Origin of the sequence: Vibrio jasicida 090810c, assembly GCF_002887615.1 — a bacterium.
Classification (GTDB): Bacteria; Pseudomonadota; Gammaproteobacteria; order Enterobacterales; family Vibrionaceae; genus Vibrio; species Vibrio jasicida.
The window spans coordinates 1,501,417-1,526,380 of record NZ_CP025793.1 but is presented as its reverse complement, the minus strand read 5'-3'; the positions used below and the strand labels follow the sequence as shown (position 1 = coordinate 1,526,380).

The following is a 24,964-nucleotide window of genomic DNA, read 5'->3' as shown; positions in this document are numbered from 1 at the left end:
GCGTCATAAGCAGGGAGCATTATGAAATCAATTTTGTTGGTCGATGACAGTAAAACGGTGTTGCTCTATATGACCAGCGCATTGCAAAAGCAAGGGTACGAGGTCATTGCCGTTGAAGATGGTGAGTCTGCGTTAGAGGTACTGACTCACCGAACTGACATTCAGTTTGTCCTCAGTGATTTGATGATGCCGGGCATCAGTGGTATTGAACTTTGTCGAGAGCTCAAATCGTCGGCGTTTTCTCGCTATATCTTCTTTGTGCTTCTCTCTTCCCGTAACGATCAAGAATCCATCATCAAAGGCATGGATGCAGGCGCCGATGACTTTGTCGACAAGAAGACATCTGTAGAGGAACTACAAGCGCGCATCCGAGCGGGTTTTCGTACCTTAGAACTGCACAATACGCTCACGACAAAAAACCAAGAGCTCGATTTAGCGTATCAAACCATTCAGCAGGATTTGGATTCGGCTGGAGAGTTAATGGGGCAACTGTTGCCAGTGGAAGAACAAATTCACACGGCACAATTTAGCTTCACTTATGTCCCTTGTACCAAGATCGGTGGGGATATGTTGGGCTATGTGGAGCTTGATGAGCAACATGTTGCTTTCTACGTATTTGATGTATCGGGCCATGGTATTTCTTCAGCACTGATGGCATTTTCAGTCCAGCAAACTTTGTCACAACGTCACCAATCGGAGTCGATAACGTTAGACTGGATCGACAATGAATACCGCATCAGTGAGCCTGCCGCTGTGATTGAAAGGCTTAATCGACGCTACCAGCAAACGCAGAACAGCAAGCTCTATTTCACTATCGAATACGCCGTGTTGAACACCGAAACCGGTGAGCTTAATTATTGCACTGCAGGGCACCCTAACTTCGTTTGGCAACAGACGGAACACAACTGCTTGGAACTTGTTGGCGACAACAACTTCATTGTCGGGGCATTAGAGCCGATGATGTACCAAGGTGGAAGTATCCAACTTAAGCCTAATGACGCCCTTTGGTTTTTCTCCGATGGCCTAATAGAGGCCAAGCAAGGTGAGGAGCTTTACGGCATTGACCGACTGCTATCCAACATCGAAGGGAGTCAAGCGATGCCAGAAAAGACACAAACCAATGCCGTTTTGGAGCAAGTACAAAACTGGCAAGGAAAACCGGAACTCGACGATGATGTGAGCGTGTTGAAAGTGCAATGGTTGGGTTCTAGGCAGTTGCAAATCGTCAATTCGCCGAGTGCGGTATTTCAGAAATCCTATCAAGCGTCTTTAGAAGTTTCACGCCAAGCGAGTCTCGAATTGGTTGAGTTCCTTCAACAACATTCGGTTTCTTCTCATGCCATGCAAACCCTAGAGTTGTGTGTGGTTGAGTTGATGAACAATGCTTTCATCCATGCGTATCAAGAAAAAACCGGAAAAACGGTCGAGTTAGAATGCGAACTAATACAAGGTAAGCAGCACAACATAGAAGTGCGTGTATTTGATTATGGCAATCCCATTCCTGATGAAACCTTCCAAAGCTACACCTCAAAGCAAATAGAGGCGCCAAATCTATTTGATGAACAGAGTTGGATGCCTTCAGGACGAGGCTTAATGCTCATTGCCCAAATGACGGATGCGTTTACAGTCTCTCATAAAGCGGGTCGAAATTGTTTTTCTGTAGTTAAAAAAGTCAGTTAACTCACAACAACTATACTCTCTACATGTCATTTATTGGAGCTGGGGCCATGTCCAAAATTGAGATAATAAAAGAGCGGCCGCGTGTTGAATTGCTGTTTGCTAAATATAAAGACCAGATTGGTGATGACTTTCCTGGCTATCGAAATCATGTTTATCGAACCATTACGTATGCAATGCATTTTTTGGGGAACGATGAGCAATATGAACAGCTGGTGGAAACGGCGTTTGTTTATCACGATATTGGATTATGGACAGATCATGAACTTGCGTATTTGGAGCCTTCGGAAGCATGCGCACTTGCTGACAACGAACATTTTGAGTGGGGACTTGACCCGGATGCTCTTAGTGGCGCGATTCATTGGCATCACAAGATATCGCCTTATAAAGGTCCGAATGAGAAAGTGATTGAAGCGTGTCGGAAAGCTGATTGGGTATATGCAACCAAAGGCAGTGCACGTAAAGGATTAAGCAAAGAGGTCATCGCAGAAGTAGAGGCGGCATTTCCGAATCTAGGCTTTCACGACACTTTGCTGCGCTTGGCGAAAGACTATGGTGGCTCGACGTTGGTTGGCGGCATTAAAGTTACGTTGGGCATTGTGAAGTGGTAAATCTTCTCTTGCATTTAGCATGCGAAAAAAACATGCCGAAGTGATGCAGTTCGCTTCGGCATTTACGTGTTTTTTGGGGAGAAGAGCTTACTGTTAAGCACTGACCTCTTTTTGCATGATCTGCTGATTAAAGGCGAGGGGATCTTTCAATATGGCACGACCGACGGCAGCCAAATCGAGCCAACCGTTGTTGACCGCTTGGTCGAGGTATTCGGCACTCTCGATACCACCCACACCAATGATTGGGATACCCAAGTCAGCTTGTTTTAGAAAAGCGGATTCTGAGACTAAAAAGCCTTCGCCGCGGCGGTCTTTAGGACGGTTCCAACCACCAATACCCGATGAGACGTTAATCAAATCCAAGCCAGCGTTAATGAATAACTTACACACTTTCACCATGTCTTCTTGCGTTAATCCTTCTGGGTAAAGGTCCTGACCTGGAATGCGCACCATCATGCCAATATTGCTCTTGGCTTTGATTGCTTCGATGATCTCGACCACTAAACGAGAGCGGTTCTCTAATGAACCACCGTATAGGTCATCACGTTGGTTCGTGACTGGAGAGAGAACTTGGTTTAATCCATAGCCGTGTGCGCAGTGCAGTTCAACAAAATCAAAACCGGCTTTGTCGGCACGAAGCGCTGCATCGATGAACTGCTTACGCCAAAAAAGCATGTCTTCCAACGTCATCGCTTTCGGTTGCGGTAACACACGGTCGTAAGCGGGTACGGTTATTCCGGAAGGCCCCATTAAATTTGGACAGGTTTCTAACGTTGCTTTGCCACCGCAATGCGTGATTTGAAAGCCTGCTTTTGCGCCGTGATCGTGGATAACTTGGGCGATCGCTTTCATTCCTTCCACGCAGTCATCACTGTGCGCGCCCAATTGGTTCGGTTCACTTCGTCCAGAAAAATCGACAAAACTGTATTCAACCATAACAAGACCTGCACCGGATTGTGCCAGTTTGCCGTAGTGTTTTATGGTGCTTGAAGTTGCAAGACCTTCGGTAGTGGAGGTTTGAGATGCCATTGATGGCACAACAACGCGGTTTTTCAAGTGGTGGTGCGCAACTGTCAATGAAGAGAAGCGGGTCATACGGTCCCTCGTAATATCTGTAATTCCGTCGTCATTTTAAGCCAGAGAGTGTTATTCATTAAGTGAAACTTAAGAACTAAAGGCCTAGCGTTATTACCCAAGAATTTTGAGGTTACTTGAGTATAATCAAAAAGCAGCCAATATTGACTGCGTTTCAGAGGCTAATCTTACGTAATCAGCGTTTCATGAGATCACCAGTCAATCGTTGAGCTATCAAAGCTTGAAAGGGTGTTGTTAAAACGCCGCTAGATCAGCGGCGTGTCTACTATGGTCGTTATTTGTAGCTGAGCTCTGTCGCTTTGCCCTTGAAAATTCGGTACACCATGAAGGTGTAAAGCAATATCATCGGCATAACAATCATCACACCGTAACCCACAATGATTAGTGTCGCAGGCGATGACGCAGCTTCTTGTGCGGTCATCAGCCCCGGCACAACCTCTGGGAAGAAGCTGTACGCAAGACCGAGAAAGCTCAAGGCGAAAATGACGGTGACACCAAAGAAAGGCCAGCGCACACCCAGATCATTCACCATTGGAACCTGACGCAAATAGCGATCAACGAGGAAGACAGTTGCCAGCACAATCAACGGAATGGGTGCAAGCAACAAGACTTCTGGGAAGCTGAACCAACGCAGGGCGACTTGTTGATTTACAATCGGGTTTACAACGCTGACGACTAAGATTCCCAAAGCTGCCAACCAACCAGCACGACGAGACCAACGGGCCGAGCGTATCTGCAAATCACCTTCCGTTTTTAGTACCAACCATGCGCCACCAATGTAAACGTACGCCGCTGTTACACAAAGTGCGCTTAACCATGCAAAGCCAAATGCTTCGGTTGATTGCTCAAAACCCATGATGTAACGACCGACCATGTAACCCTGAGTCAGAGCAGTGACTAACGAGCCAATTCTAAAGCACCAATCCCAATGAGGTTTATGATCCGAGTTCGCTTTGGCGCGGAAGTCGAACGCCACGCCACGCATGATCAGTGCGATCAGCATGATGGCGGTCGGCATATAAAGCTCAGTCAAAATCAAGCTATGAGCGGTAGGAAAGGCAATCAGCAGAATACCAACGGCTAACACCAACCACGTTTCGTTTGCGTCCCAGAAAGGGCCAATAGACGCTATCATTCTGTCACGTTGCGCTTCATTGTCGCTCGGTAAAAGGATACCGACGCCAAGGTCGTAGCCGTCGAGCACGGCATACATAAAGACCGAGAAGCCAAGCAGCAGAAGATAAATTTCTGGTAGATAGTCGAGCATGATTAGGCCTCTTGTTGTGTCAGTGGGACTTCATGGGCTGCAACGTCTTTGCGCGCCAAATAGAACAGGGTATGGATGTACGCAACCAGCAGTGCAGCGTAAATGGCCAAATACATTATGAGCGAAGTCATCACGCTACTGCTCGCAACTGTGGTGACGGCTTCTGATGTACGCAATACACCGCTGACCAACCAAGGTTGTCGACCAATCTCAGTAACATACCAACCCGCAAGTGTGGCTATCCAACCAGAGAACGTCATGGTTAATACCGTGTACAGGTAAGGTTTAGGTAGCGCTTTTTTACGTGCCAGCTTCACCGCGCCATACCAGCTAACCAGCAACATAAGGACACCTACACCAACCATCATGCGGAAACCAAAGAACAAGGGCTTCACTGGCGGGTGGTCAGGCGCAAACTCGTTAAGTCCTTGGATTTCGCCTTCTAAATCATGAGTAAGAATCAAACTCGCCAGCTTAGGGATGCCCACTTCAAAATCATTGCTGCGAGTTTCTTCATTTGGCATCGCAAACAGAAGAAGAGGCGCGCCTTGCTCGGTCTCCCACACGCCTTCCATTGCTGCAATTTTTGCAGGTTGATGTTCAAGCGTGTTTAACCCGTGAAGGTCACCGACAAAGATTTGAATTGGGATGAATCCAGCCGCAGCAAACAGCGCGACTTTTAGGCCAAGTTTGGCTGAGCGATGATCTGGCTTTTTCATTATTTGATAAGCCGAGATACCTGCAATCAAGAAGCTGGCAGTCAACGCCGATGCTAATAGCGTGTGTAGAAGACGGTATGGCAAAGAAGGATTGAAAATGACCTCTTTCCAACTGGTTACATGCACAATGCCGTCAATCACCTCATAGCCACTTGGGGTGTGCATCCAACTATTGAGAACCAAAATCCAAAATGCGGACATACTTGTCCCAACAGCAACCAGAACGGTGGCGAGAGTATGAACCCACTCCGGTACTCGTCCTCGTCCAAAAAGCATCACGCCAAGGAAGGTGGCTTCCATAAAGAAGGCAGTCATCACTTCGTATCCGAGCAATGGTCCTGCTACGTTTCCGACTCGTTCCATAAAGCCTGGCCAGTTGGTACCAAACTGGAAACTCATGGTGATGCCAGACACCACGCCTAGGGCGAAGGTCAATGCAAAGACTTTGACCCAGAAGTAATAAACATCAAGCCAAACGGGGGCTTGAGTGCGGATATATCTCCATTTGAAAAACACCAACATCCACGCCAATGCGATCGTGATGGTAGGGAAGAGAATATGAAAGCTGATATTGGCCGCGAACTGGATCCGCGACAACATGAGGGTATCTAACATCTTGGTTCCTCAAAAACGTGCCGTGCTAAAAAATCGTGTCTATCTGTAATTTAGTTACGAAAAATCGGGCAGTTTGGATTCATGTATAGAGAAATACAGGTAATTCTGTTTTCTTCTAACCATGATTTATATCAATTAAGACAAAGAAAGGAGTGTAGGAAATTGTCTCAAAATGCCGCCAATAGTCGCTAGAAGTGAGTAAAAGAAAGCAAATGTAACTGAAGTTGCATGAATTAAGATTAGTTCGAATTATCCTTATGATGGTTTCGATAATTCTGAAATAAAATTACAGAAACAGTGTTTTTAGTAAGGATATTTACGTTTGTTGCTTTGGATGTCCGATTTTGGTTTATCAGACAAAAAAACGGCGCGGACTTGGAGTCATCCGCGCGAGTCAATGACTGTTAGATACATAAGAGTGCTTGGTTAATCACTCGGAGATCTTGAAAAACACAACAATCGAGTAGAACGCTGGCATTTTCGCCAGCCATTCCATTCTTTTGTGACTACGTTTAATTATCCATTAATTAATGGCCAAATAATGCACTTGGATGCATATTTGAGTTCCAACATGAAAGTGCTTAGCCATTGATGCCATTATTTGTGTTGCGCTAAAAAAGAAGGGACAAGCAACAAAAAAAAGGACAAGCGTTAACTTGTCCTTAAAAACTATTAATTGAAATTGTCTGAAGTGTTCTCACTACAGTTTTTCTAGTTTTGGTAACTTGTAGTGTTTCATCTTCTCCACATCTGGCACGTAAGCTCGAAGCTGTGCGCGCCATCCATCTACTGGTGTTTTCGCGTAGTTCACGCCTTGTTCGTCTGCGATGGCATGACATTGTTCCCCACCAAAAATGATCGTAAAGCTGCCGTCTTCGTTACTCTTAAAGTCTTTGCGGTTTGTGCTCACAATATTGTGGTCGTTTGTCATCAAGTAGTTGTCTGAATTGTACATGGTTAGCGAGCTGAAGGCTTTCGCCGGAACATGGTTAAACGTTGCGGTGTAACATTCATTCGCCTTGGTGTTTTCAGGAGCCCAAGAAGCATACATTGCCGTCGATTCAGGGCTCAGACCCCAAGAACCAGCAATGGTGTAGGTCCATTTCTCCCAATTAGAAACATCATGAATATCGAATTGCACCGTGTCGTACATGTCAGGTAGCTTACCCCATTGTTTAAGTAGGGCAGAACGCAGCTCAGCGATGTCTTCCTCTTTGGTGTCAGTGGCGTATGGAACGGCTGAGTTTGACTCAATCTTCATCTTGGGTTGAATTTCGTTCTTGATGTACGCCAAGTCATCGGCTGTTGCGTCGGTTCCTACACGGACGCCAATAAACACGTAGTCGGTCTCAATATCACCCGCTTTGTATTCATACACACCCGGTGTCCAAGTGTACTGAACAAAAGTATGGTTTTGGTCTTGGATGTGAAGCGAGACAAAACGGTCACCCATGTCTGGGATTTCAATCTTGAAGCCTTTGCGCGCATCAATAACCGCAAGGGAATAGACGTTGTCGACATTCGGCGTTACTACCCAAGTATCACCCGCTTGAGATAGGCCAGGGAAGTGGATGAACTGGTTCAACTCACCACGGCTTAGCATCTTTTGTGCGAACAAATCGGCTTCTTTGCGCTGGTACTCCATTGCTGTCATGCCGTAATCAAGCGGATTTACAGCCCAGTTAGAGGAATCGATGCTGTCGATCACTTGTTGTGTCGTTGGCAAATCAGCAGCAAAAGTAGCCGAAGAAATCAGAGCCATGGTCAGTGCTAATGACGTCTTTTTCATAATAGGACCTTTCAGGATTAAGGAAGCGTTGACCCCATATTAGGCAGAACAAGATATGTTCAGAAGTGAAGCTGTTGAATGTTAGAAATTAATTGTATTAATATCTAATGCAATGAGTGATGAAAGAGATGGCGTATGTTTGATTACAACCTACTCAAAGTATTACGAGTGCTGCTCGAAACCAGAAATACTAAGCAAGCGGCAGAACGTTTGAACCTTAGTCAATCGGCGGTAAGCCACGCGCTCAGCCGATTAAGGGAAACCTTTGATGACGCATTGTTCGTGCGTGAGCGTTATGGATTAGTGCCTACAGAGCGTTGTTATGAATTAGAGCGCCGTCTTCCTGAATTGGTCGAGCAGATTGATGGACTGTTGGCCTTAGAAGCGGCATTTGATCCTTCTAAATATCAAGGAAAGGTCTCTATTAGTTTGACCAATGCACTGACGAATGCAATTGGTGTGGATCTGTTCTCCACCTTGCGAGAGAAAGCTCCAAACGCAAGATTTGAGATTATGGATTGGCGTTCACAAGTAGAATCGGCTTTGCTATCTCGAAAAATCCACGTCGCTTTGGATTACGGTCCAGAAGGGTATTCCAAACAGATCAAACAAGAGTTGATGCCCAAGAACCACTTTATGTTTTGTGTCAGGCAAGGGCATCCGCTCACTCAACTTGATGTTGTTACCATTCATGATTTAGCTAAGTATCCAATGGTGTTGATTCGTACTCCTGATTGGCAAACAAGACACGAAACGGCAGAGCAGACCATGTTAAAAGCCGGTCATGTTCCGGATATTTTGTTGAAATCGGATTCGCCGGAGGTTAACTTTAATGCCATCCGACATTCTGATGCCTTCTTCCCAGTCGCGAGTGTCATGACGACACTTCCAGACGATATCGTCGCTATTCATCCTACGGTTAATTCCAGCACAGGCTTACCCAAGCAAAATATGGATGTGTACGCTTATTACCTCTATCAAACTCAAGATACCCCATTGATTAACTGGCTTCTTTCAGAGATCAAACTTCTTCTACAACACCGATTCGAGAATAACCGAAGACCGACATAAAAGGGCGGAAGGCGAACATTACGCTTCAACAATCGAGGTCTACATGAACAACCTAATCGTATTTACAGGTGGCCCAGGTGCGGGCAAAACCTCTGTAATAGAAAAACTGATTGAGCTTGGCTACGTTTGCGCGCCAGAGGTGGGGCGCAAAGTGATCAAACATCAAGTTGCCATCGATGGTGACGCATTACCATGGAAAGACAAAGTCGCTTTTAGAGATGGAATGATAGTAGAGGAAAAGAAAAATCATGAGGCTTACAAGTGCCGTGATGATTTGGTCTTTTTCGATCGTTGTATTGTGGATTCATACGGTTATAGCCAATTAGAAAACTTACCCATTCCACAAGCATTAATGGATGCGTGTCAGCGTATACGTTACGCCAACCCTGTCTTTATCTTTCCGCCTTGGGAAGCCATTTTTGCTAATGATAAAGAACGAAAACAAGACTTTGCTGAAGCCGTAAGAACTTATCAAGCCATCGTAGCGGCATATCAGCAATATGGTTATGAGTTGATAGAGGTACCGACGGTGAGTATCGAACAACGCGTAGATTTTATTCTCGAACGCTTAAAAGATCGGCAGTTGATAAAGAATTCATAGAAGTTGCGAGTAGTAGAGTGAACTAAACCGGGATCACGCAATCATAGAGAGGGTAAGAGGAATTTACCCTTTTTACAGTAAGGTTTATTTAAGCAAAATAGGCGCTTAGCGAGACTAGAAAAGCTTAGAAACAAAGTTCTCAAATACGCAATGTTTAAATTTTTAGATTCAGGTGTTATAACATAACAATTACTGTTTCCTATTATCCCAAGTACTATGAAGTTTGTTCGTTATTCACTCATTGCTGTCGCTGCTACCGCATTCTCTCTTGCAGCTTATCTCACCTATCAAGCAGAAACGAAACCAGAAGAAATCACCATTAAGGTCACGCCTTATTCCGAGCTAGAGAATGCTCACGTATATGAGGCTCAGACAGACGACACGGCACCAAGCGCCGAACTGGCAACACAAGATCACGACAACATTGCACGTATTCACTACTTCGTTAAAGTAGGTGACACACTCAGCACTATCTTCTCCTCATGGGGCGTCCCATACGACACCACGCAAAAGCTTCTTGAAGCCGATTTAACCTCCTTGAAACTCGACACCATCAAACCTGGTGACCACCTTGAGTTTGTGGTGGATAGAGACACCAAGACACTGCAACAAGTGATCTTCCACGAAAGCCTTGTCGAACGCTCGATTTACACGCAGAACGACGATGGCACATTCGCTTATGACTTTGTTGAAGAGCCTGGAGAATGGCGTGAGGAAATGTACTCTGGTGAGATCAACGGTAGTTTCTCATCTTCTGCGCACCGACAAGGACTAACCACCACCCAGATTGCCAACATTACGCGTGTACTTCGTGACAAAGTGAATTTTGCCCGCGAACTGCGAGCTGGTGATAGCTTTCATGTGCTGGTACGTCGTCAGTACGTTGATGACCATTTAACAGGCAATACAGAAGTGCAGGGCATTGCCATCAAGATGCGTGGTAAAGATGTAGAAGCGTTTTTGGCTGAAGATGGTCGCTTCTATGACCGTGATGGAAACAGCCTAGAGCAAGCCTTTAACCGTTATCCAGTCGACAAACAATTCCGACGGATTACGTCTCCGTTTAACCCGAACCGAAGACACCCTGTAACAGGCCGAATTCAACCGCATAATGGCACCGATTTCGCGACGCCTGTGGGTTCACCAGTTTACTCCACGGGTGATGGCAAAGTGATTGCCGTTCGTAACCACCCTTACGCAGGTAAATACTTAGTGGTTGAGCACAACAGCGTGTACAAAACTCGTTATCTGCACTTGAGCCGTTTCTTGGTCAAGAAAGGCGACCACGTTAAGCGTGGACAAAAGATTGCGCTTTCGGGTGCGACAGGCCGTCTAACAGGTCCACACTTGCACTTTGAAGTACTGGTGCGCAACCGTGCAGTGGATTCGATGACCGCGGATTTGCCGTTGGCGAGTTCGATTCCAAACAAAGACAAACCAGCCTTCTTAGCACGAGTTTCTGAGTTTGATGACATGGTTGCTACCGAGCAAAACGCAAGCAACGCAAAAGCGAACGAGGGTAAAAAGACGTCTTAGACTCTTTGCATAGATCAATGAACAAAGGCAGGCTTCGGCTTGCCTTTGTGTTTTAAGAGCCATGTTGTTTTATGGACTGGGCTATTTTAAGCAGCATGTTGGTTTAGGGAGGTTAGACAGACATTCACGACCTCAAGCACTACCTTCGTTACTTGATGTGATACAGTTCGATTCGCATTCCTGCTGAAATTGACCAAAATACAAGTAGTAACGAGTGGAGGGTGAATGCAAATACCAACCGTAGGCTTTGACCATAAGAAATCGAATCAAGCAGAGATTGAAATCTTCGATCTAGAAAGCTTGCATGGCCAAGAGTACAAAAGCCATTCACCTCAAAAGCCGCATCGCATTACATTCTTTATGATGGTTTACATCGAAAAAGGCAGTGGCGTGCACATGGTGGATTTTAAGCAGTATCCGTTTGAATCTGGCAGCATCCTCTTTGTTCGTCGTGAGCAGGTGCAAGCTTTCGATTTGTCCAACAAGCCCTCCGGTAAAGTGATTATTTTCACCCAAGCGTTTTTAGACCAAGTGCATGCCAACATGCGTTTACCTAACTACACTCCAACGCATTTAAACCAAGCTCGTTCGCCACTATTGAGCTTAGACGACGCCACCTGTCAGAGTGCCAAACTGCTTATTGGTGAGGTTATCAAGGAAATTGAAAGTCAGCATTCCGATCCGTTGATCGTCATGTATCTTTTCTCTTCTTTCGCTTTAATGTTGCATCGCCTTCGCCCTGAGGAGCGGCACGATAAGTTAACCAAAGAGCAGAGCTACAAACTTGCACGTTTCTTTGATTTGCTCCAGGCGAATTATGAACATATCCGTGATGCGAACTGGTATGCGGGGCAGATGGGGTCAACGTACAAAACGTTAAATGTTATCTGCAAGCTGGCAACCAACTTAACCGCGAAACAGATGATCGACGCGTTTGTCACAATAGAGATTAAGCGCCGCTTGGTGGTGAGTAACGTTACGACGCAACAGTTAGCTTTTGACTTTGGCTTTGAAGATGCGAGTAATTTTGTTCGATACTTTAAAAATCAAACTGATATGACACCAAGCCAATTCCAGAAGCAGTACGCTGAACCACAGTTATGATGTTGAGTATCAACGCCTTTTTGTGTTCATGTTCGATATTGACCATTTTCCGACGCACATCCACACAGACGAGTCTTTGATTCATTCCTATTATTGTTCTCAAGCCAACAAGAGGAAAATAATATGAACAAATTGACTCGCTTTTTCGCTAGTTCTGTTATCGCATCCACCGTTTTTGCTAGTGCTTCTTTCGCTGTAAATGCCGATGAATTGTCGAATCGTGATAAAGCCGTCGTGGTTATCTCAAGCATTGAAACGGGCGACCAAAACGCGATTTCATACATCAATCCAAATAAGTACATTCAGCATAATCTTGCGGTTGCAGATGGTTTAGCGGGCTTTGGCGAAGTAATGAAGATGCTGCCAGAAGGCAGTGCTAAAGCGAAAGTGATTCGTACCATTCAAGATGGCGAATACGTGGCATTGCACACGGAATACGACTTTTTCGGACCGAAAGCTGGCTTTGATATTTTCCGTTTTGAAGATGGTTTGATCGTCGAGCACTGGGATAACTTACAAGACGTGGCGAAACCTAATCCAAGTGGTCGCACTCAATTTGACGGTGCAACAGAAATCACAGATGTAAACAAAACGGATGAGAACAAAGCGATCGTCTCTGATTTTGTACAAACCATTCTGATGAAAGGGGACATGTCTAAGATCAGTAAGTTTATCGGTGATAAAGACAGTGACTACATTCAACACAACGTTGCGGTGGCCGACGGCTTGAGCGGTTTGGGTGTTGCATTGAAGCAATTAGCGGAAGCGGGCATGCCGATGGTATACAGCAAGAACCATTTGATTATCGGTGAAGGGAACTTCGTGTTATCAGTGAGTGAAGGTCAGTTCATGAATCAACACGTCGCGTTCTATGACTTATTCCGCGTCGACAATGGCAAAATTGTAGAGCATTGGGACACGATTGAAGCGATTCCACCGAAGTCAGAGTGGAAGAACGGCAATGGTAAGTTCGGCTTTAAATAGCATCTAAAGACAACATGCACGAAAAAGAGAGTCACATTGTGGGCTCTCTTTTTTCGTTTAAACGAGCTATATACCCAATAATAGTTCGAAAATAAATCAATGTGATACAGGTGTAAAATAAAAACAGCTTAACTTTGGCTTTTATTTGTACAGAAATTAATGACATTAAGTGATAACTGGATTATTAAGGGCTTTACGAAATATGAATAGAATTAAGGCTCTAATTTTTCTCTTTCGTATTTTTGTTGTAGTGCATGAAAAATGTGTGACTTTAATTCCAAATAATATTTTTAAAATCGATTTATTTGATTTTCTTCGCTTTTATATTCCTTCTATTTGTACTGGTTATTAAATTAATTTAATTATACCTTCTACTTATTTATTGTGCGAAAAATACTACATTAAAAACGGTTAAGTTAATGTTTTTAATGTTTTATTTAACTCAGTGCGAGTTCTTTATGTTGAATGCAAAATGAGGGTTTTGTTGCTATCTTGCTGTTAGAATTCTAGAAGTTGCTGTCTATTTTCTCAAAACAACGCCTTTCTTTTGATTGTGGCAAAGCTACTGTGAATTAAATTAAAATAAGCTAATTAAGTTTATTCTTTAACATGAAATTAAAACCGATTGATATAATAATTAGCTTTATAAAATGGGGTGGTTATTCGCTATGAAAGATAAAGTTTGATATTTATCCCAGAAGTAAGAAGGAATTTTTGCCTTGGTTATTTTTATTTATAAATTAAGTGTGCTTGCAAAAAATAATTGAATCGTTAATTGCAGGTCTTTGTGCAGTACCTAAATAATTAATATAAGACTAAGGACTTAATTATGTATCTAAGAAAGAGCAGTGCTACGCAGACAAACTCCATTGGTTATCGCACGTTAGGGTTAACAATGCTTTGTTCTGGTTTATTGTTGAATCCGATTTCACAAGCCATGGCGGCGGAGTTCAGCACCGATGCGGTTGCACAATCAGAAAGCGAATACTGGAGCACCTATAAGTTAGACATCAAAAACACGGGCTCAGACAGCGCAGACATGCGTGAAGCGGTGATTGAGTTCTTATTGCCTGTCGCGATTAACGACATTGGTTGGGCATCAAATCATCTTTCATACCCATCATGGGAGATTGCTCATACAACACAAGCTGACGGCGTATTGAACGCTGTGACGCTCAAGTTCCCAGCAGGCTCTTGGGTTGACAGTGAGTTGGCGTCTGGTGAGTCGGCTGCCTTAACCATCTCTTTTGGCGGTGAACTGAAGGATCTCGATGCATTTGAAAAGTCCGTTGTGGTGAAAGTCGATGGTGAAGTTGTTCCTCCACCAGAGTTCTCATTGGATATCTTAGCGCCGGCACAAAACTCTGTGGTTTACACTGGCTCGAATGTAGACATCATCACGAGTGTAGAGGGCGAAGGTGCAAGCAAGCTAGAGTTCTGGATCAACAATACCAAGCTGGCAGAACAACCTCTAGTAGAAGGAACGACTGAGTACCAACAAGCTTGGCTACCAGCGGAAATTGGTGCTGCTTCAATTGCTGTCATGGCGTTCAACGAGAGTGGCGAAAAGCTGACTGAACAATCGGTACAAGTGACGGTTGAATCAGAATCTACCGCGCCGAATCCTCCTGTGATTGAGTTTATTTCGCCGGATGCAGGATCTTCTCACCAAAAAGGTGACACGATTACGATCTCAGCCAATGTCAGCGATGCGGATGATGACTTAGCAACCGTAAAATTCTTTGCTAACGATGCTGAAGTATGTCAGTTAGACGCGAAAGCGACTCAAGATTTCTCATGTGATTGGACTGCACAAACTGCGGGTTCAGCAACGCTCCGCGCAGAAGCCCAAGATGACGAACAACATGTTACTCGTAAGAGCCTAACCATTACTGTGACGGACACGGGCACCAGTTGTGGCGATGTTCCTCAATATGAAGATGGCGTGCCATACAAGGTGGGTGATGAAGTTACCAATATCGGCAACATCTATTCATGTACCGTAGCAGGTTGGTGTGGAAACCCGGTTTGGACGCCGGGGACAGGTCACCCAGATTATCCAGATGCGTGGAAAGACGCGTGGGACGAAGTAGGGCAATGTGATCCTAACCCAGTTCCAGTGGTGGATGTTCAATCTCCTCAAGATGGACAAAAAATTGCACCAAACCAAGCGTTCGATGTGATTGTCGATGCGACTGACGATACTGAAGTTGCTCGCGTTGACGTTCAATTGAATGGTCAAGTGGTGGCAACATCAAGCACTCCTTCACAAGGCGATACCTACACTATTACAGTTCCTGCACAGGACGAAGGTCAATACACGCTAACCGTCGTCGCTTACGATGACCAAGGGGCAAGTGCAGAAGCCGCACCAATTTCTCTGGCGATCACCGATAAAGACTTGGTGGTTTCGCTATCCTCTCCTGTTGATGGTTCGAGCTACTTTGAAGGTCGTGCGATTTCAATCAAAGCAGACGCGAAGAGCTACGAAGGAGATATTACTTCAGTAAGCTTTATTGCAAATGGTAATGAGTTATTCAAAGACACCGAAGCGCCATACGAATACGAATGGCTAGGTGCACAGAAGGGCGCTTACGCGATCACGGCCAAAGCGGTAAACACAGCAAGCCAAGAGCAAACTTCGGCAACGTCTAACATTACGGTGAAAGAAAGCACTGGCGGCGGTGGTTTAGTCGACAACCCAGATCGCTCTATCAGTTACCTAACATCATGGGGCTTGAATGACTACGAGCAGTTGTTCAATTCAGAGGGTGACGGTTACCTATTGTCATTTGGTAAGTGGGACGCGAGCGGTAACATTACGATCTCCGATGGCATGCTAACGCCACCTGATTACAATCCGGATTGGATGCCAACGCAGTACCTAGCTTGGTCAACACTTAAGCATGACAATGAAAACGTAACTATGATGGTGGCGTTCGGTGGTCAAACGTACGAAAGCATTTGGTCAGCGATAAGCACACCACAAAGCCGTGAAGCGGTCGCAACTGGATTGGTTGATTTGGTACATACGCCATTCCCTGTGTACAAAAAGAATCTGACACCAGAAGAGATGGAAGGTGAATGTCTTGCATCAAAACCTGATGGCAGCTGTGATTACAGTAAGTACCAGCTAGCAGGCTACGTACACATTGACGGTCTAGATTTCGACTTCGAGAAAGCCGCTCGTATTACGGATAAAGAGAACCAAGATCTGACTGCTCTGATCAAACTGATCCGTGAGAAAGTAGGCAATACGAAAGTGCTGTCTCTGACGACTTACCACGTAGGTGCAGACCCAGTTGAGTGTATGGATGCGAGTGTGTTCGAAAATTGTTCTTACATTGAACCATCAGGCCGTTCATCTCACCACGGTGAAGTTATCGATTTGCTGAAAGCAACCAAGAACGACTTCGATTTCTTCAACGTAATGACCTACGACGCTGGTCGAAACTTCCTCTACGACGTCGCGATGGCGAACTATGCTGAATATATTGGAGACAAGTCGAAGATTGTTTTAGGTAACACGATCAACAGCCAATGGGCACCTGGTGGTAACTTTGTTGAAACGCCTCAAAACAACCTAGACCGTGCTAAATGGCAGAAAGATAACGGTTACGGTGGTTTCTTTATGTGGACGCTAGGTTCAAACAACCAAGGTTTGAGCATGGCAGAACAAGTTGACTACTTTAATGACATGATCAGTGTAAGCAAGTAGTACTCACCTCATCTTGTAATCTACTTGAACGACGGAAGGCTCTCATGCCTTCCGTTATTTCTTCAATCTTCATCATGGGAACGCTTTTGTTCGCCGTATTCCCATGCCAATCTCAATAAAAATCAGTGGTGACAATATGTCGAAATTAGATTCTGGTCAGCACCAGAAAGCGATTCCGCACGTCCAAAATACACCCACTCAACACTATGACGCGTTCAGTAAATGGCTTCATTGGATAATGGCAGTCATTATTATCTATGCAACGATTGCAGGCTACGGCATGTTATTCGTCATGGACATGCCGCAACTGTTTCATGTGTTGTCGACGCTCAATATGTCATTTGCAACGATTGCTTCGGTGCTCTTGATTGTCAGGTGGGGGTGGTCATTTTTTCGTAATGCGCCAGAGCTACCAGACACGATTCCAAACACTCAGAAAAGTATGGCCAAACTTGCACATGGCGCTCTCTATCTAGTGATGTTCGTTGTGTTTGTCAGTGGCTTTTTAATGCTTAAGCACGAGTACCCATTCTTTTGGCTGTTTACTATTCCAAACCCAATTTCAAATGCTGAAGTGAATGCGTTCTTTTTTATGGTTCATCGTTTTGGCTGCGCGACTCTCGCAACTTTGGTGTTGCTGCATGTGCTCGCAGCTCTAAAGCATCATTTCGTGAATAAGAATGATGTATTAAGAAGCATGGCGTTTAACGTATCCAAGCAAAGCCAATCTTAAACCAAACGGAAAGGTTGGCTGAAATACTATAGAGAGAAAAAAGGCTTGGTGAGCCTCCAAGCCTTTGTTTCGCGTTATCAAGCCGTTTTGGGCTAAATAACTACTTTTTAAAGGTGAGATTCAGAGTAAGTGGAACTCGGTCTGAAATCTTAATCCCACCAACCGTTGCTGCAAGGTTCGTTAAGTTGTCAGTCGGGATACCAAAATCGCCAGCACCGATGATGACAGGGGCACTCGAACTGACCATTACTGTATTACCTGCATTGAGTACCACGACTGGGAATTCGACGGATTTCGTCTTACTAAACAGCGTCACTTCAGCCGGTACTTTTACTTTGTGTGAGCCTTCACCCAGAGATGCCCAATCCACTTTGCCTGTCACTGTTACTGGCGCGTGTTTTGTAGATTCAAAGAAGATCTCGTTCAGGCGCGTATTACGAATTGGAATGCCTGTATTGATGCTGTTTAGGTCGATAGCCACATCAAACTGCCCATCACTGTTGAGTGTGCCGGAAAGGGTGTCAATGGTCGCGGGCTCAACAATATATTGCTTTTTGATGGTTGCGAAACTTAGGGAAGATAGATCGGAATCAAGCGTGTAGCTGTCTGCAGCAAATGCGGCACTAGAAAACAGTGCGACCGCGATGCTTAGTGTAGAGAAAGCCTTTTTCATTATTGTTAACCTTATTTATGTTGAACGATGGTTCCACTTGATAGTAGTTCGGATTTATAAAAGTTAATAAGGAATTAAATCGATTGATTTGGGTGATTTTTTCGATGTGATTGAGTGCTCAAATGTCATGGTTTGATATCAATACAACTGATGTTATGTCTGCTTTGAATGTCAAAAATACGCTAATTAGCAATAACTTAATAAGCAGGTGCGAATGTGTGAATTTATTTCTAATTGATGATTCGCGACTTGCTTAGGTTGCCGTTACACTGTTCGCACATTTTATCATTCGTTAGGTTGGTTGGCTTATGTATACCGTTGGGATTGTGTTGTTTGATGATTTCACAGACGTAGACTTTTTCTTGATGTATGACCTGTTAGGAAGGACGCAAGACAGTTGGACAGTCAAAGTGCTAGGGACCAAGCCTGAGCATGTTTCTCATCTCGGAATGACGGTAAAGACGGACGGTCATATCTCTGAAGTTGCAACGCAAGACGTTGTGCTTATCGCGAGTGGCAAGAAAGGCATACCAGCAGCGCTTCAAGATAGTGAGTTCATGTCCGCGATGAAGCTCAACCCAGACAGGCAGCTAATTGGCTCTATCTGCGCGGGTTCTTTTATCTTGCATGAATTGGGCTTGCTTGACGGTAAAAAGCTCACAACCAACCCAGATGCTAAAGCGGTGTTAGAGGGCATGGGAGGAGACGTTCAAGATGTTCCTTTGGTTATTGAGGGTAATATTGCAACGGCGGGAGGTTGTTTATCATTGATGTACCTCATTGGTTGGTTAGCAGAGCGCCTGTTTGATTCTGATAAGCGACGCGAAATCCAAAACCAGTTGATACCAGCAGGGCAGTTGGAGATATTCGAGTCTCTTATCGCGAACACAATCATGGAAGCAGAAATGCTTAACCAAGTACTTGCTCAGCGGAATAAGCAATAACTCTGATTTTCCCTTTGTGACTGAACACAAACTTGTTCACTAAACCGTTGAATGTACGGGGAAGTGTACTAGGTTTTATATAAGCGCTTGTTTTATGAGACCGCGGCTATCTAAGCCATCGGTCTTTCATTAGGTGCGGATAAATACTGTGTTGGGTCCATCAACGCGTCATCGATTATCGGATTACCGATAAATAAGAATATGGCGCGAAACCAAAGGGAAAAACAGTTGAGCAATCCAAATGAAAATTTAGAGAAAGTACTGGCCAAAGCGTTTACCACGTCTTTGATTCGATTCTCAGTCACGACGCTGATCGTTATTGTCTGTTGGTGGGCGTTTTTACCATTTCTTCCTATCTTACTTTGGGCGCTGGTGCTTGCCATTGCGCTCTATCCAGTCAAACTCGTCATTGAAAGAAAGCTTGGATTAAGCTCGGCTCGTGCTGCGACATTGATTGCCATCATTGGTGTGTTGATTCTCGGCACGCCAACGGCCATGGTGGGTAATTCCTTTGCTTCGAAAACACTCGGTGCATTTGAATCTTATCGAGATGGCACTTTGGTCATTGCTAAGCCTGCAGACAGCGTCAAAACTTGGCCTTTAGTTGGTGAAAAAGTTCATGCTGTTTGGTATGAAGCTGCGGATGACTTACCTACATTTATCGAGAAACGCCAGCCTCAAATTAAAGGTTTCTTTAGTTGGTTTGTCGATAGTGCAACGGGGGCCGCTAAAAGTGTATTCATGCTCATCGGTGCTATTATCATTGCGGGTGTCATGCTCGCTTGGGCACAACCTGCTGCAACGTCGATACGTAAGATCTTCATTAGTTTTACGGATGAGGTGAGAGGGCCAGATTTACATCAACTCACCACGGCCACCATCAGACAAGTCGCTGTAGGGATCATTGGTATAGCGTTCTTAACGGCAATGGCATTCGGTGGTGTCGTGGCGTTATCCGGCGTACCTGCCGCAGCATTGTTTACGCTTATTGCGTTGATCTTTGCGATTGTGCAACTGCCCGTGACCATTATTGCGTTAGTTACCGTCGGTATTTTGTGGGCAGGAGATAGCGGCACGGTTCATAATGTTGTCTTCACGGTTTTGCTCCTTGCTGCAAGTTTAATAGATAACTTCTTAAAGCCGTTAATTCTTGGCCGCGGCCTCGAAGTTCCTATGCCTATTGTTCTTATTGGTGCAGTGGGCGGCATGATGTCGGGTGGTATTCTTGGCATGTTCATTGGTGCTGCGTTCTTAGCTGCGGGTTACCAAGTATTTATGAAGTGGGTAGACACAGAAACCCAAGACGTTGCTGATGCGATTAAGGATGCAGGAACACAAGGACAAGAATCTAGGAAGTAGAAAGACGAACGAGATTCTCAATTGAGCAAAAGACGGTACTGATGGCCGTCTTTTTTGTTGTCTGTGAATTGAACCGTTCCACACAAAAATTTACCGTTTGGATCAATCTTTTTAATCAACACAATCGATCGTGTCGATCAATGACATCGATCGATAGAAAATTAATCAATTTTGATAAAAAAGTTTTGTCTTAACGATACTCATTGGGCATCGACGGTTATTCTATTATGCGTATAATCCCTGTTTCTTGATTATCGTAATCATAATAATTGTGATAATAAAAGAAATAACTGAAATATAGATGGAATTTTGAGAATCAAATAAAGGATATGGAGAACGACACGAACTGGGAAGGTTACAGTGAACAAAAGCATCAAAGTAGTATTAGTCATGTCGATACTAATATTAACCGAATTCCTTGCGACTGAGTTGAGTCGAATTAATAACCAAAAAGAATCTGCAAATGTAATCAGTACGATAAACAAAGAGATGAAGAAGGTTTTTAATGACGCGTTAATCACGGCTGAAGTCTTGAAAGAAGTCGTGGTGCTTTCTGAAGACAGCAGCATCTCACTTGAAGCGTTTAACAAACTGAGCCGAACTCTGTTGTTTTCCTATAGCAACGTTGATTCTTTGCTCTATTTGCCACAAGGCGTCGTGACGCTTGTCTACCCATACGACGAAAACAAACGAGCGATTGGTCACAATGTGCTTCAAGATCAAAGCAGAAGGCTAGGAGCAGAGCAGTCGATTAATTGTCGTAAAAATACGGTAATTGGTCCGGTTAAGCTTGTTCAGAATGGTAAGCAAGCCTTTATCCTTCGTAAAGCAATTACTAATGAATCTGGATTTATTGGTTTTTCGTCTTCCATTATTTATTTAGAAACCATTCTAAATTCATTAGAAAGTATTCTGGAAGATAAAAATATATCTAATTATTCGATTGTTGGGTTCGATCCGGATAATCGTAATTTTCATGAAAAAGTGATCAGTAGTAAAGGTCATATTGATTGTGATGTTGATATCAGCATAGTGACAATATTTAATACCAACTGGCAGGTCTCAATTTCACAAGGCGACTCGGGATTACTGGCTAGAGCCGCTATATTCTCGACGTTGTTTATTACATTGCTTTTAATTATGTCTCCCGTGAAGTTTTTCAATCAGTATCGACGGTCTGAAAAACAGCGTTTCGATCTACAAAACGAAGCATACACAGACTTCCTTACTGGCTTGTTGAATCGCCGTGGCTTAGAAAATCGATTTTATGCGTTAAAAGAGCAAGAGGTTTCCGGTTCTATTGCCGTTTTTGATATCGACTTATTTAAAGCCATCAATGATACCTACGGCCACGAAATTGGCGATGTGGTTCTGGTTCAGTTTGCTTTACTGTGTGGGGCGAAGACCGAATTGAATTTTACTTTGTCACGTACTGGTGGCGAGGAATTTGTTCTTCTTATGCCTGGTGTTAAGAGCTCAGAAGCAATGTTGTTCTGTGAGGAGCTTCGACAAGAGGTCGCTGCTACTCCAATTCTTATTAATGATTTGAAGATAGAAATCACCGTGAGTATTGGTGTTGCTCATTTTGATTCTGCTGATGGTATAAGAACCGCTTTAGCTGAAGCGGATGAAGCGCTATACAAAGCTAAGCAATCTGGCAGAAACCGGGTTTACGTGAAAGCTTGATAAAGCCCCCCGGATATTGGTAGTAAAGCTGGTCTGATGAGTTCTTGTATCCTAGATGTGCGGTAGCCATTTCTACTACAATGCTCGGCCTTTTAAGCAAGACCTCTCGGGCAAAGTAAAGTGAGTAAGCAGTACACTTGTGACGATTTGGTATTCGACATCGAAAAGATGAGCGTCAGAACAGATCGTTTAGAACGTTCATTAAATTACAACGAATGTCTTTTATTTAAAGCGTTTCTGGACAATGCAAGTCAAGTTCTTGATAAAGAAACGCTCAAACAAGCAGGGTGGCCGGATACCATTGTAACGGACTCTTCCCTGCAAAAGTCGGTGCAAAAGCTGAGGCTTGCCATTGCTATCTCTGATTGCGTAGAGCTACGAACCATTGCGGGTGTCGGATACATGCTCTATTGCAGCTGTGCGGGAGCCAATGAATCAACGTCAACTCGTTGTGCTTTCAATTCACTTACATTAGCGAAAGCCTTGCTGGCGTCTGTTTCTCTAGTTCTCATAGTGTTGTCTTTCTTCAATTTCTCTAGGGTCACCAACACGCATTTGGTTTCTTATCGCCATGATGGTTATGAGATCATGGAACTCAACCACCATCGGGTACTTAAGCCAAAAGGGATGGTATTACCATTGAAGATAGAATCTTTAATTGAACATTCCAAATGTGATTGTTTCTATTCTGTGGCACAAACAGAAGGACTTTACACCCTATCGGTTTACGACAACGTGCACCGACGTAGCGAGAACTATCTGTTTGAAGTGGAGACACTCCCTAAGGTAATTAAGGAGCTCGGATGATACGCAGTTTGAGACCTTGGATTGGTTTGTTTTTACTCGCTTCTATGCTTTACAGTGTTTCGTTATACGTGAGTGGTAAGAAGCTTCTGCTTAGTGGAAGATACACCACCACCGTACAACAATACTCAGCGGACAACGGTGTTTGGAAAGAACGCATAGAAGTTGATTTAAATAACGAAAACCTAGAGTCAACGATATCCATAGAGGGAGATGGTCTAGAGGGCGTTGCGCTCTTTGCGGTCACAGGTAAAATCACCAAGTCATTTAATGGCGAATTTGAGTTTTTCTATAAGACTGAGCCGATTCAAACGACTAAGGTATTGGATGGTTACCAAGCGGCGGGCTACAGCTCCCTGTTTCTTTCTGGTACGTCTAAGAACCAACTCATCTATCACGATGAAAATCTTGATGTGATAGCGCGAGAACGAAATCACTTAATGCTGAGCCGAGTTTGGTAATTATTTACTTTTTAAAACGAAAAAAACTCCCGGTTTCCCGGGAGAAGAAGCCAACTAAGGTTGTTGTTATTAGAAGTGGTATTTCACATTTGCTGTTAGCAGTACTTCGTCACCAATCTTATATGATGAAGTATGTTTCTGGCCGTTGTAGGTCTCTGAATATTCGACCTCATTTGTGTGGTGCAGGTAGCTTACTTCAGTACCCACGCTCCAAGCGTTAAAGCGGTAGTTTAGTCCTGTTTGCGCGCCCAGAACGACGCCATTTAGCTCGTCCGCGCCATCAGAATCTGAGTTATACATCTCGTAGCCAAGCTTGCCACCAATGGTCCATGCCAGTTTTTGCGTGATAGGTACAAGGTAATCGTATTGTGCGTATAGCGTGCCAACTTCAAGGTCATCGTCGCTGTAGTCAAGACTTACTCCACGGTAGTCATAACCGATGCTGAACTGATGCGCTTGGTTAAGGATTACACCACCTTCCACGCCAAATACCATTGATGATTTTAGGTCTAGGTGCTCTTCTTTTCCGTCATATTTCGATTCAGCTTGACCACTTAAGCGTGCGCCAGCATCAATACCAACAAACGGTTCGTATTTTACTGCTGCGTTAACGTTGAACGTTGTTGCTGCTGTTAATGCTGCTAGAGCGAAAAGTGCTGCTGTCTTATTTTGCATCATGTATTTCCTAGTGTAATAGCTGCTAATTGATAACTCGTTGTTACCTTTGTGCTCTTTCACATCGTGGTGAAAGTGGTGGCTAAGCTAGATACTGATGAACAAAAAGAGAAACGAATTGCGCAGAATGTTGCGGAAAAAAGGTCAAAGTTCGTTTTTATAATAATTTATGGTTTTTTGCGCTTTGGTAAGCGGCTGAAAATTCGTACTTTTAATGCTTCCTACGCAAACCTATCGTTGTAATACGGGAAATTCCGTTGCCTGTTTTTAACTTGGCATTTAATGCCAGATTCACAGATATGCGCTTAGAACCTTGTAAATGGCGTGTGCATGCGGTTTAAATTCAAGCACATAACAAAAACAATGTGAGTGATTATGAAGTTAAAAGTGTATTTGTCGGGTGAGATCCACACCGACTGGCGTGAGCAAATCATCAAAGGCTGTGAAGCAAAAGATCTGAATGTGTCGTTTATCTCTGCCAACACGCATCATGAATCCAGCGATGCAGCGGGCGATGGTTTGGGCTCGGAAGACAATCCTTTTTGGCGCGATCATAAATCAGCGAAAGTAAATGCGATTCGAATTCAGACCGCCATTAAGTCTTGCGACCTTGCCGTGATTCGATTTGGGGATAAATACAAGCAGTGGAATGCGGCGTTTGATGCAGGCTTCTGTGCCGCTTTAGGTAAGCCTTACATCACTTTGCATGATGAAAACATTGTCCATGCACTTAAAGAAGTTGATGCTTCAGCGCAAGCATGGGCAACAACGCCAGAACAGATCGTCGAGTTAATTGCGTACACCGTGACTCCATAACTAAAAAAAAGACCTCCATCACGGAG

Annotated in this window: 21 protein-coding genes; 15 read left to right on the top strand and 6 right to left on the bottom strand. The window is 44.2% G+C overall.

The window, feature by feature from the left end; all coding sequences use genetic code 11:
• Positions 1–21 precede the first annotated feature (21 nt).
• Together C1S73_RS24365 and C1S73_RS24360 are read left to right on the top strand one after the other, a co-directional pair.
• Positions 22–1,680: an ATP-binding SpoIIE family protein phosphatase gene (locus tag C1S73_RS24365; RefSeq protein WP_038871692.1), complete on the top strand. Its 1,659-nt coding sequence runs from the start codon at positions 22–24 to the stop codon at positions 1,678–1,680.
• A gap of 47 nt (positions 1,681–1,727) precedes the next feature.
• The gene (locus tag C1S73_RS24360; protein ID WP_038871693.1) at positions 1,728–2,288 is read left to right on the top strand and encodes a hypothetical protein; all 561 of its coding nucleotides are present in this window, start codon (positions 1,728–1,730) and stop codon (positions 2,286–2,288) included.
• A 93-nt stretch (positions 2,289–2,381) separates the two neighbouring features.
• Here the strand turns inward: C1S73_RS24360 and C1S73_RS24355 are convergent, their stop codons facing one another.
• From C1S73_RS24355 to C1S73_RS24340, 4 genes are all read right to left on the bottom strand, one after another.
• Positions 2,382–3,383 carry an oxidoreductase gene (locus C1S73_RS24355; RefSeq protein WP_038871694.1) on the bottom strand — a complete coding sequence of 334 codons (1,002 nt, stop codon included), beginning with the start codon at positions 3,381–3,383 and terminating at the stop codon, positions 2,382–2,384.
• 274 nt (positions 3,384–3,657) lie between these two features.
• The gene (locus tag C1S73_RS24350; protein ID WP_038871695.1) at positions 3,658–4,650 is read right to left on the bottom strand and encodes a cytochrome d ubiquinol oxidase subunit II; all 993 of its coding nucleotides are present in this window, start codon (positions 4,648–4,650) and stop codon (positions 3,658–3,660) included.
• 2 nt (positions 4,651–4,652) lie between these two features.
• Positions 4,653–5,984, bottom strand: coding sequence for a cytochrome ubiquinol oxidase subunit I (locus C1S73_RS24345; RefSeq protein WP_038871696.1), 1,332 nt, complete (start codon positions 5,982–5,984; stop codon positions 4,653–4,655).
• A gap of 700 nt (positions 5,985–6,684) precedes the next feature.
• The gene (locus tag C1S73_RS24340; protein ID WP_038871697.1) at positions 6,685–7,773 is read right to left on the bottom strand and encodes a DUF1254 domain-containing protein; all 1,089 of its coding nucleotides are present in this window, start codon (positions 7,771–7,773) and stop codon (positions 6,685–6,687) included.
• Positions 7,774–7,908: 135 nt separating this feature from the next.
• On the opposite strand from C1S73_RS24340, the gene C1S73_RS24335 reads away from it, so the two are divergent.
• The 7 genes from C1S73_RS24335 to C1S73_RS24305 all read left to right on the top strand — a co-directional run bounded on the left by C1S73_RS24335 (position 7,909) and on the right by C1S73_RS24305 (position 17,520).
• Positions 7,909–8,844, top strand: coding sequence for a LysR family transcriptional regulator (locus tag C1S73_RS24335; protein ID WP_038871699.1), 936 nt, complete (start codon positions 7,909–7,911; stop codon positions 8,842–8,844).
• 43 nt (positions 8,845–8,887) lie between these two features.
• Positions 8,888–9,445, top strand: a complete 558-nt coding sequence (locus C1S73_RS24330) for an AAA family ATPase (RefSeq protein WP_038871702.1) — start codon at positions 8,888–8,890, stop codon at positions 9,443–9,445.
• Positions 9,446–9,661: 216 nt separating this feature from the next.
• Positions 9,662–10,981: a peptidoglycan DD-metalloendopeptidase family protein gene (locus C1S73_RS24325; RefSeq protein WP_038871705.1), complete on the top strand. Its 1,320-nt coding sequence runs from the start codon at positions 9,662–9,664 to the stop codon at positions 10,979–10,981.
• Positions 10,982–11,206: 225 nt separating this feature from the next.
• A complete protein-coding gene (locus C1S73_RS24320) occupies positions 11,207–12,085 on the top strand; it encodes an AraC family transcriptional regulator (RefSeq protein WP_038871708.1) in 879 nt (292 codons plus the stop codon).
• Between the two features lie 123 nt (positions 12,086–12,208).
• On the top strand, positions 12,209–13,069 hold the full coding sequence (locus C1S73_RS24315; RefSeq protein WP_038871710.1) for a nuclear transport factor 2 family protein: 861 nt from the start codon (positions 12,209–12,211) through the stop codon (positions 13,067–13,069).
• Between the two features lie 829 nt (positions 13,070–13,898).
• A complete protein-coding gene (locus tag C1S73_RS24310; RefSeq protein ID WP_038871713.1) occupies positions 13,899–16,787 on the top strand; it encodes an Ig-like domain-containing protein in 2,889 nt (962 codons plus the stop codon).
• A 136-nt stretch (positions 16,788–16,923) separates the two neighbouring features.
• Positions 16,924–17,520, top strand: a complete 597-nt coding sequence (locus tag C1S73_RS24305) for a cytochrome b (RefSeq protein ID WP_038871716.1) — start codon at positions 16,924–16,926, stop codon at positions 17,518–17,520.
• A gap of 100 nt (positions 17,521–17,620) precedes the next feature.
• Here C1S73_RS24305 and C1S73_RS24300 read toward each other — a convergent pair whose 3' ends face one another.
• Positions 17,621–18,193 (bottom strand): YceI family protein, encoded by a 573-nt coding sequence (locus tag C1S73_RS24300; RefSeq protein ID WP_038871719.1) that lies wholly within the window; start codon positions 18,191–18,193, stop codon positions 17,621–17,623.
• A 308-nt stretch (positions 18,194–18,501) separates the two neighbouring features.
• On the opposite strand from C1S73_RS24300, the gene C1S73_RS24295 reads away from it, so the two are divergent.
• The 5 genes from C1S73_RS24295 to C1S73_RS24275 all read left to right on the top strand — a co-directional run bounded on the left by C1S73_RS24295 (position 18,502) and on the right by C1S73_RS24275 (position 23,447).
• Positions 18,502–19,137, top strand: coding sequence for a DJ-1/PfpI family protein (locus tag C1S73_RS24295; RefSeq protein ID WP_038871721.1), 636 nt, complete (start codon positions 18,502–18,504; stop codon positions 19,135–19,137).
• Between the two features lie 228 nt (positions 19,138–19,365).
• Positions 19,366–20,496 (top strand): AI-2E family transporter, encoded by a 1,131-nt coding sequence (locus tag C1S73_RS24290; protein WP_038871736.1) that lies wholly within the window; start codon positions 19,366–19,368, stop codon positions 20,494–20,496.
• Between the two features lie 360 nt (positions 20,497–20,856).
• Complete coding sequence (locus tag C1S73_RS24285; protein ID WP_038871723.1) at positions 20,857–22,182, top strand: sensor domain-containing diguanylate cyclase; 1,326 nt, start codon at positions 20,857–20,859, stop codon at positions 22,180–22,182.
• A 120-nt stretch (positions 22,183–22,302) separates the two neighbouring features.
• The gene (locus C1S73_RS24280) at positions 22,303–22,989 is read left to right on the top strand and encodes a winged helix-turn-helix domain-containing protein (RefSeq protein WP_038871726.1); all 687 of its coding nucleotides are present in this window, start codon (positions 22,303–22,305) and stop codon (positions 22,987–22,989) included.
• On the top strand, positions 22,986–23,447 hold the full coding sequence (locus C1S73_RS24275) for a hypothetical protein (protein ID WP_038871728.1): 462 nt from the start codon (positions 22,986–22,988) through the stop codon (positions 23,445–23,447). The genes C1S73_RS24280 and C1S73_RS24275 overlap by 4 nt, the downstream gene beginning before the upstream one ends.
• Before the next feature lie 69 nt (positions 23,448–23,516).
• On the opposite strand, the gene C1S73_RS24270 is transcribed toward C1S73_RS24275, so the two are convergent.
• Entirely contained in the window at positions 23,517–24,122 is a 606-nt protein-coding gene (locus C1S73_RS24270; protein WP_038871729.1) for a transcriptional regulator, read from the bottom strand.
• A gap of 375 nt (positions 24,123–24,497) precedes the next feature.
• On the opposite strand from C1S73_RS24270, the gene C1S73_RS24265 reads away from it, so the two are divergent.
• Complete coding sequence (locus C1S73_RS24265) at positions 24,498–24,938, top strand: YtoQ family protein (protein WP_038871730.1); 441 nt, start codon at positions 24,498–24,500, stop codon at positions 24,936–24,938.
• Positions 24,939–24,964 lie beyond the last annotated feature (26 nt).

Excerpts from the sequence above, each read along its gene's own strand:
- C1S73_RS24365 (WP_038871692.1), top strand. The coding sequence starts at position 22 with ATGAAATCAATTTTGTTGGTCGATGACAGTAAAACGGTGTTGCTCTAT.
- C1S73_RS24360 (WP_038871693.1), top strand. The coding sequence starts at position 1,728 with ATGTCCAAAATTGAGATAATAAAAGAGCGGCCGCGTGTTGAATTGCTG.
- C1S73_RS24355 (WP_038871694.1), bottom strand. The coding sequence starts at position 3,383 with ATGACCCGCTTCTCTTCATTGACAGTTGCGCACCACCACTTGAAAAAC.
- C1S73_RS24350 (WP_038871695.1), bottom strand. The coding sequence starts at position 4,650 with ATGCTCGACTATCTACCAGAAATTTATCTTCTGCTGCTTGGCTTCTCG.
- C1S73_RS24345 (WP_038871696.1), bottom strand. The coding sequence starts at position 5,984 with ATGTTAGATACCCTCATGTTGTCGCGGATCCAGTTCGCGGCCAATATC.
- C1S73_RS24340 (WP_038871697.1), bottom strand. The coding sequence starts at position 7,773 with ATGAAAAAGACGTCATTAGCACTGACCATGGCTCTGATTTCTTCGGCT.
- C1S73_RS24335 (WP_038871699.1), top strand. The coding sequence starts at position 7,909 with ATGTTTGATTACAACCTACTCAAAGTATTACGAGTGCTGCTCGAAACC.
- C1S73_RS24330 (WP_038871702.1), top strand. The coding sequence starts at position 8,888 with ATGAACAACCTAATCGTATTTACAGGTGGCCCAGGTGCGGGCAAAACC.
- C1S73_RS24325 (WP_038871705.1), top strand. The coding sequence starts at position 9,662 with ATGAAGTTTGTTCGTTATTCACTCATTGCTGTCGCTGCTACCGCATTC.
- C1S73_RS24320 (WP_038871708.1), top strand. The coding sequence starts at position 11,207 with ATGCAAATACCAACCGTAGGCTTTGACCATAAGAAATCGAATCAAGCA.
- C1S73_RS24315 (WP_038871710.1), top strand. The coding sequence starts at position 12,209 with ATGAACAAATTGACTCGCTTTTTCGCTAGTTCTGTTATCGCATCCACC.
- C1S73_RS24310 (WP_038871713.1), top strand. The coding sequence starts at position 13,899 with ATGTATCTAAGAAAGAGCAGTGCTACGCAGACAAACTCCATTGGTTAT.
- C1S73_RS24305 (WP_038871716.1), top strand. The coding sequence starts at position 16,924 with ATGTCGAAATTAGATTCTGGTCAGCACCAGAAAGCGATTCCGCACGTC.
- C1S73_RS24300 (WP_038871719.1), bottom strand. The coding sequence starts at position 18,193 with ATGAAAAAGGCTTTCTCTACACTAAGCATCGCGGTCGCACTGTTTTCT.
- C1S73_RS24295 (WP_038871721.1), top strand. The coding sequence starts at position 18,502 with ATGTATACCGTTGGGATTGTGTTGTTTGATGATTTCACAGACGTAGAC.
- C1S73_RS24275 (WP_038871728.1), top strand. The coding sequence starts at position 22,986 with ATGATACGCAGTTTGAGACCTTGGATTGGTTTGTTTTTACTCGCTTCT.
- C1S73_RS24270 (WP_038871729.1), bottom strand. The coding sequence starts at position 24,122 with ATGCAAAATAAGACAGCAGCACTTTTCGCTCTAGCAGCATTAACAGCA.
- C1S73_RS24265 (WP_038871730.1), top strand. The coding sequence starts at position 24,498 with ATGAAGTTAAAAGTGTATTTGTCGGGTGAGATCCACACCGACTGGCGT.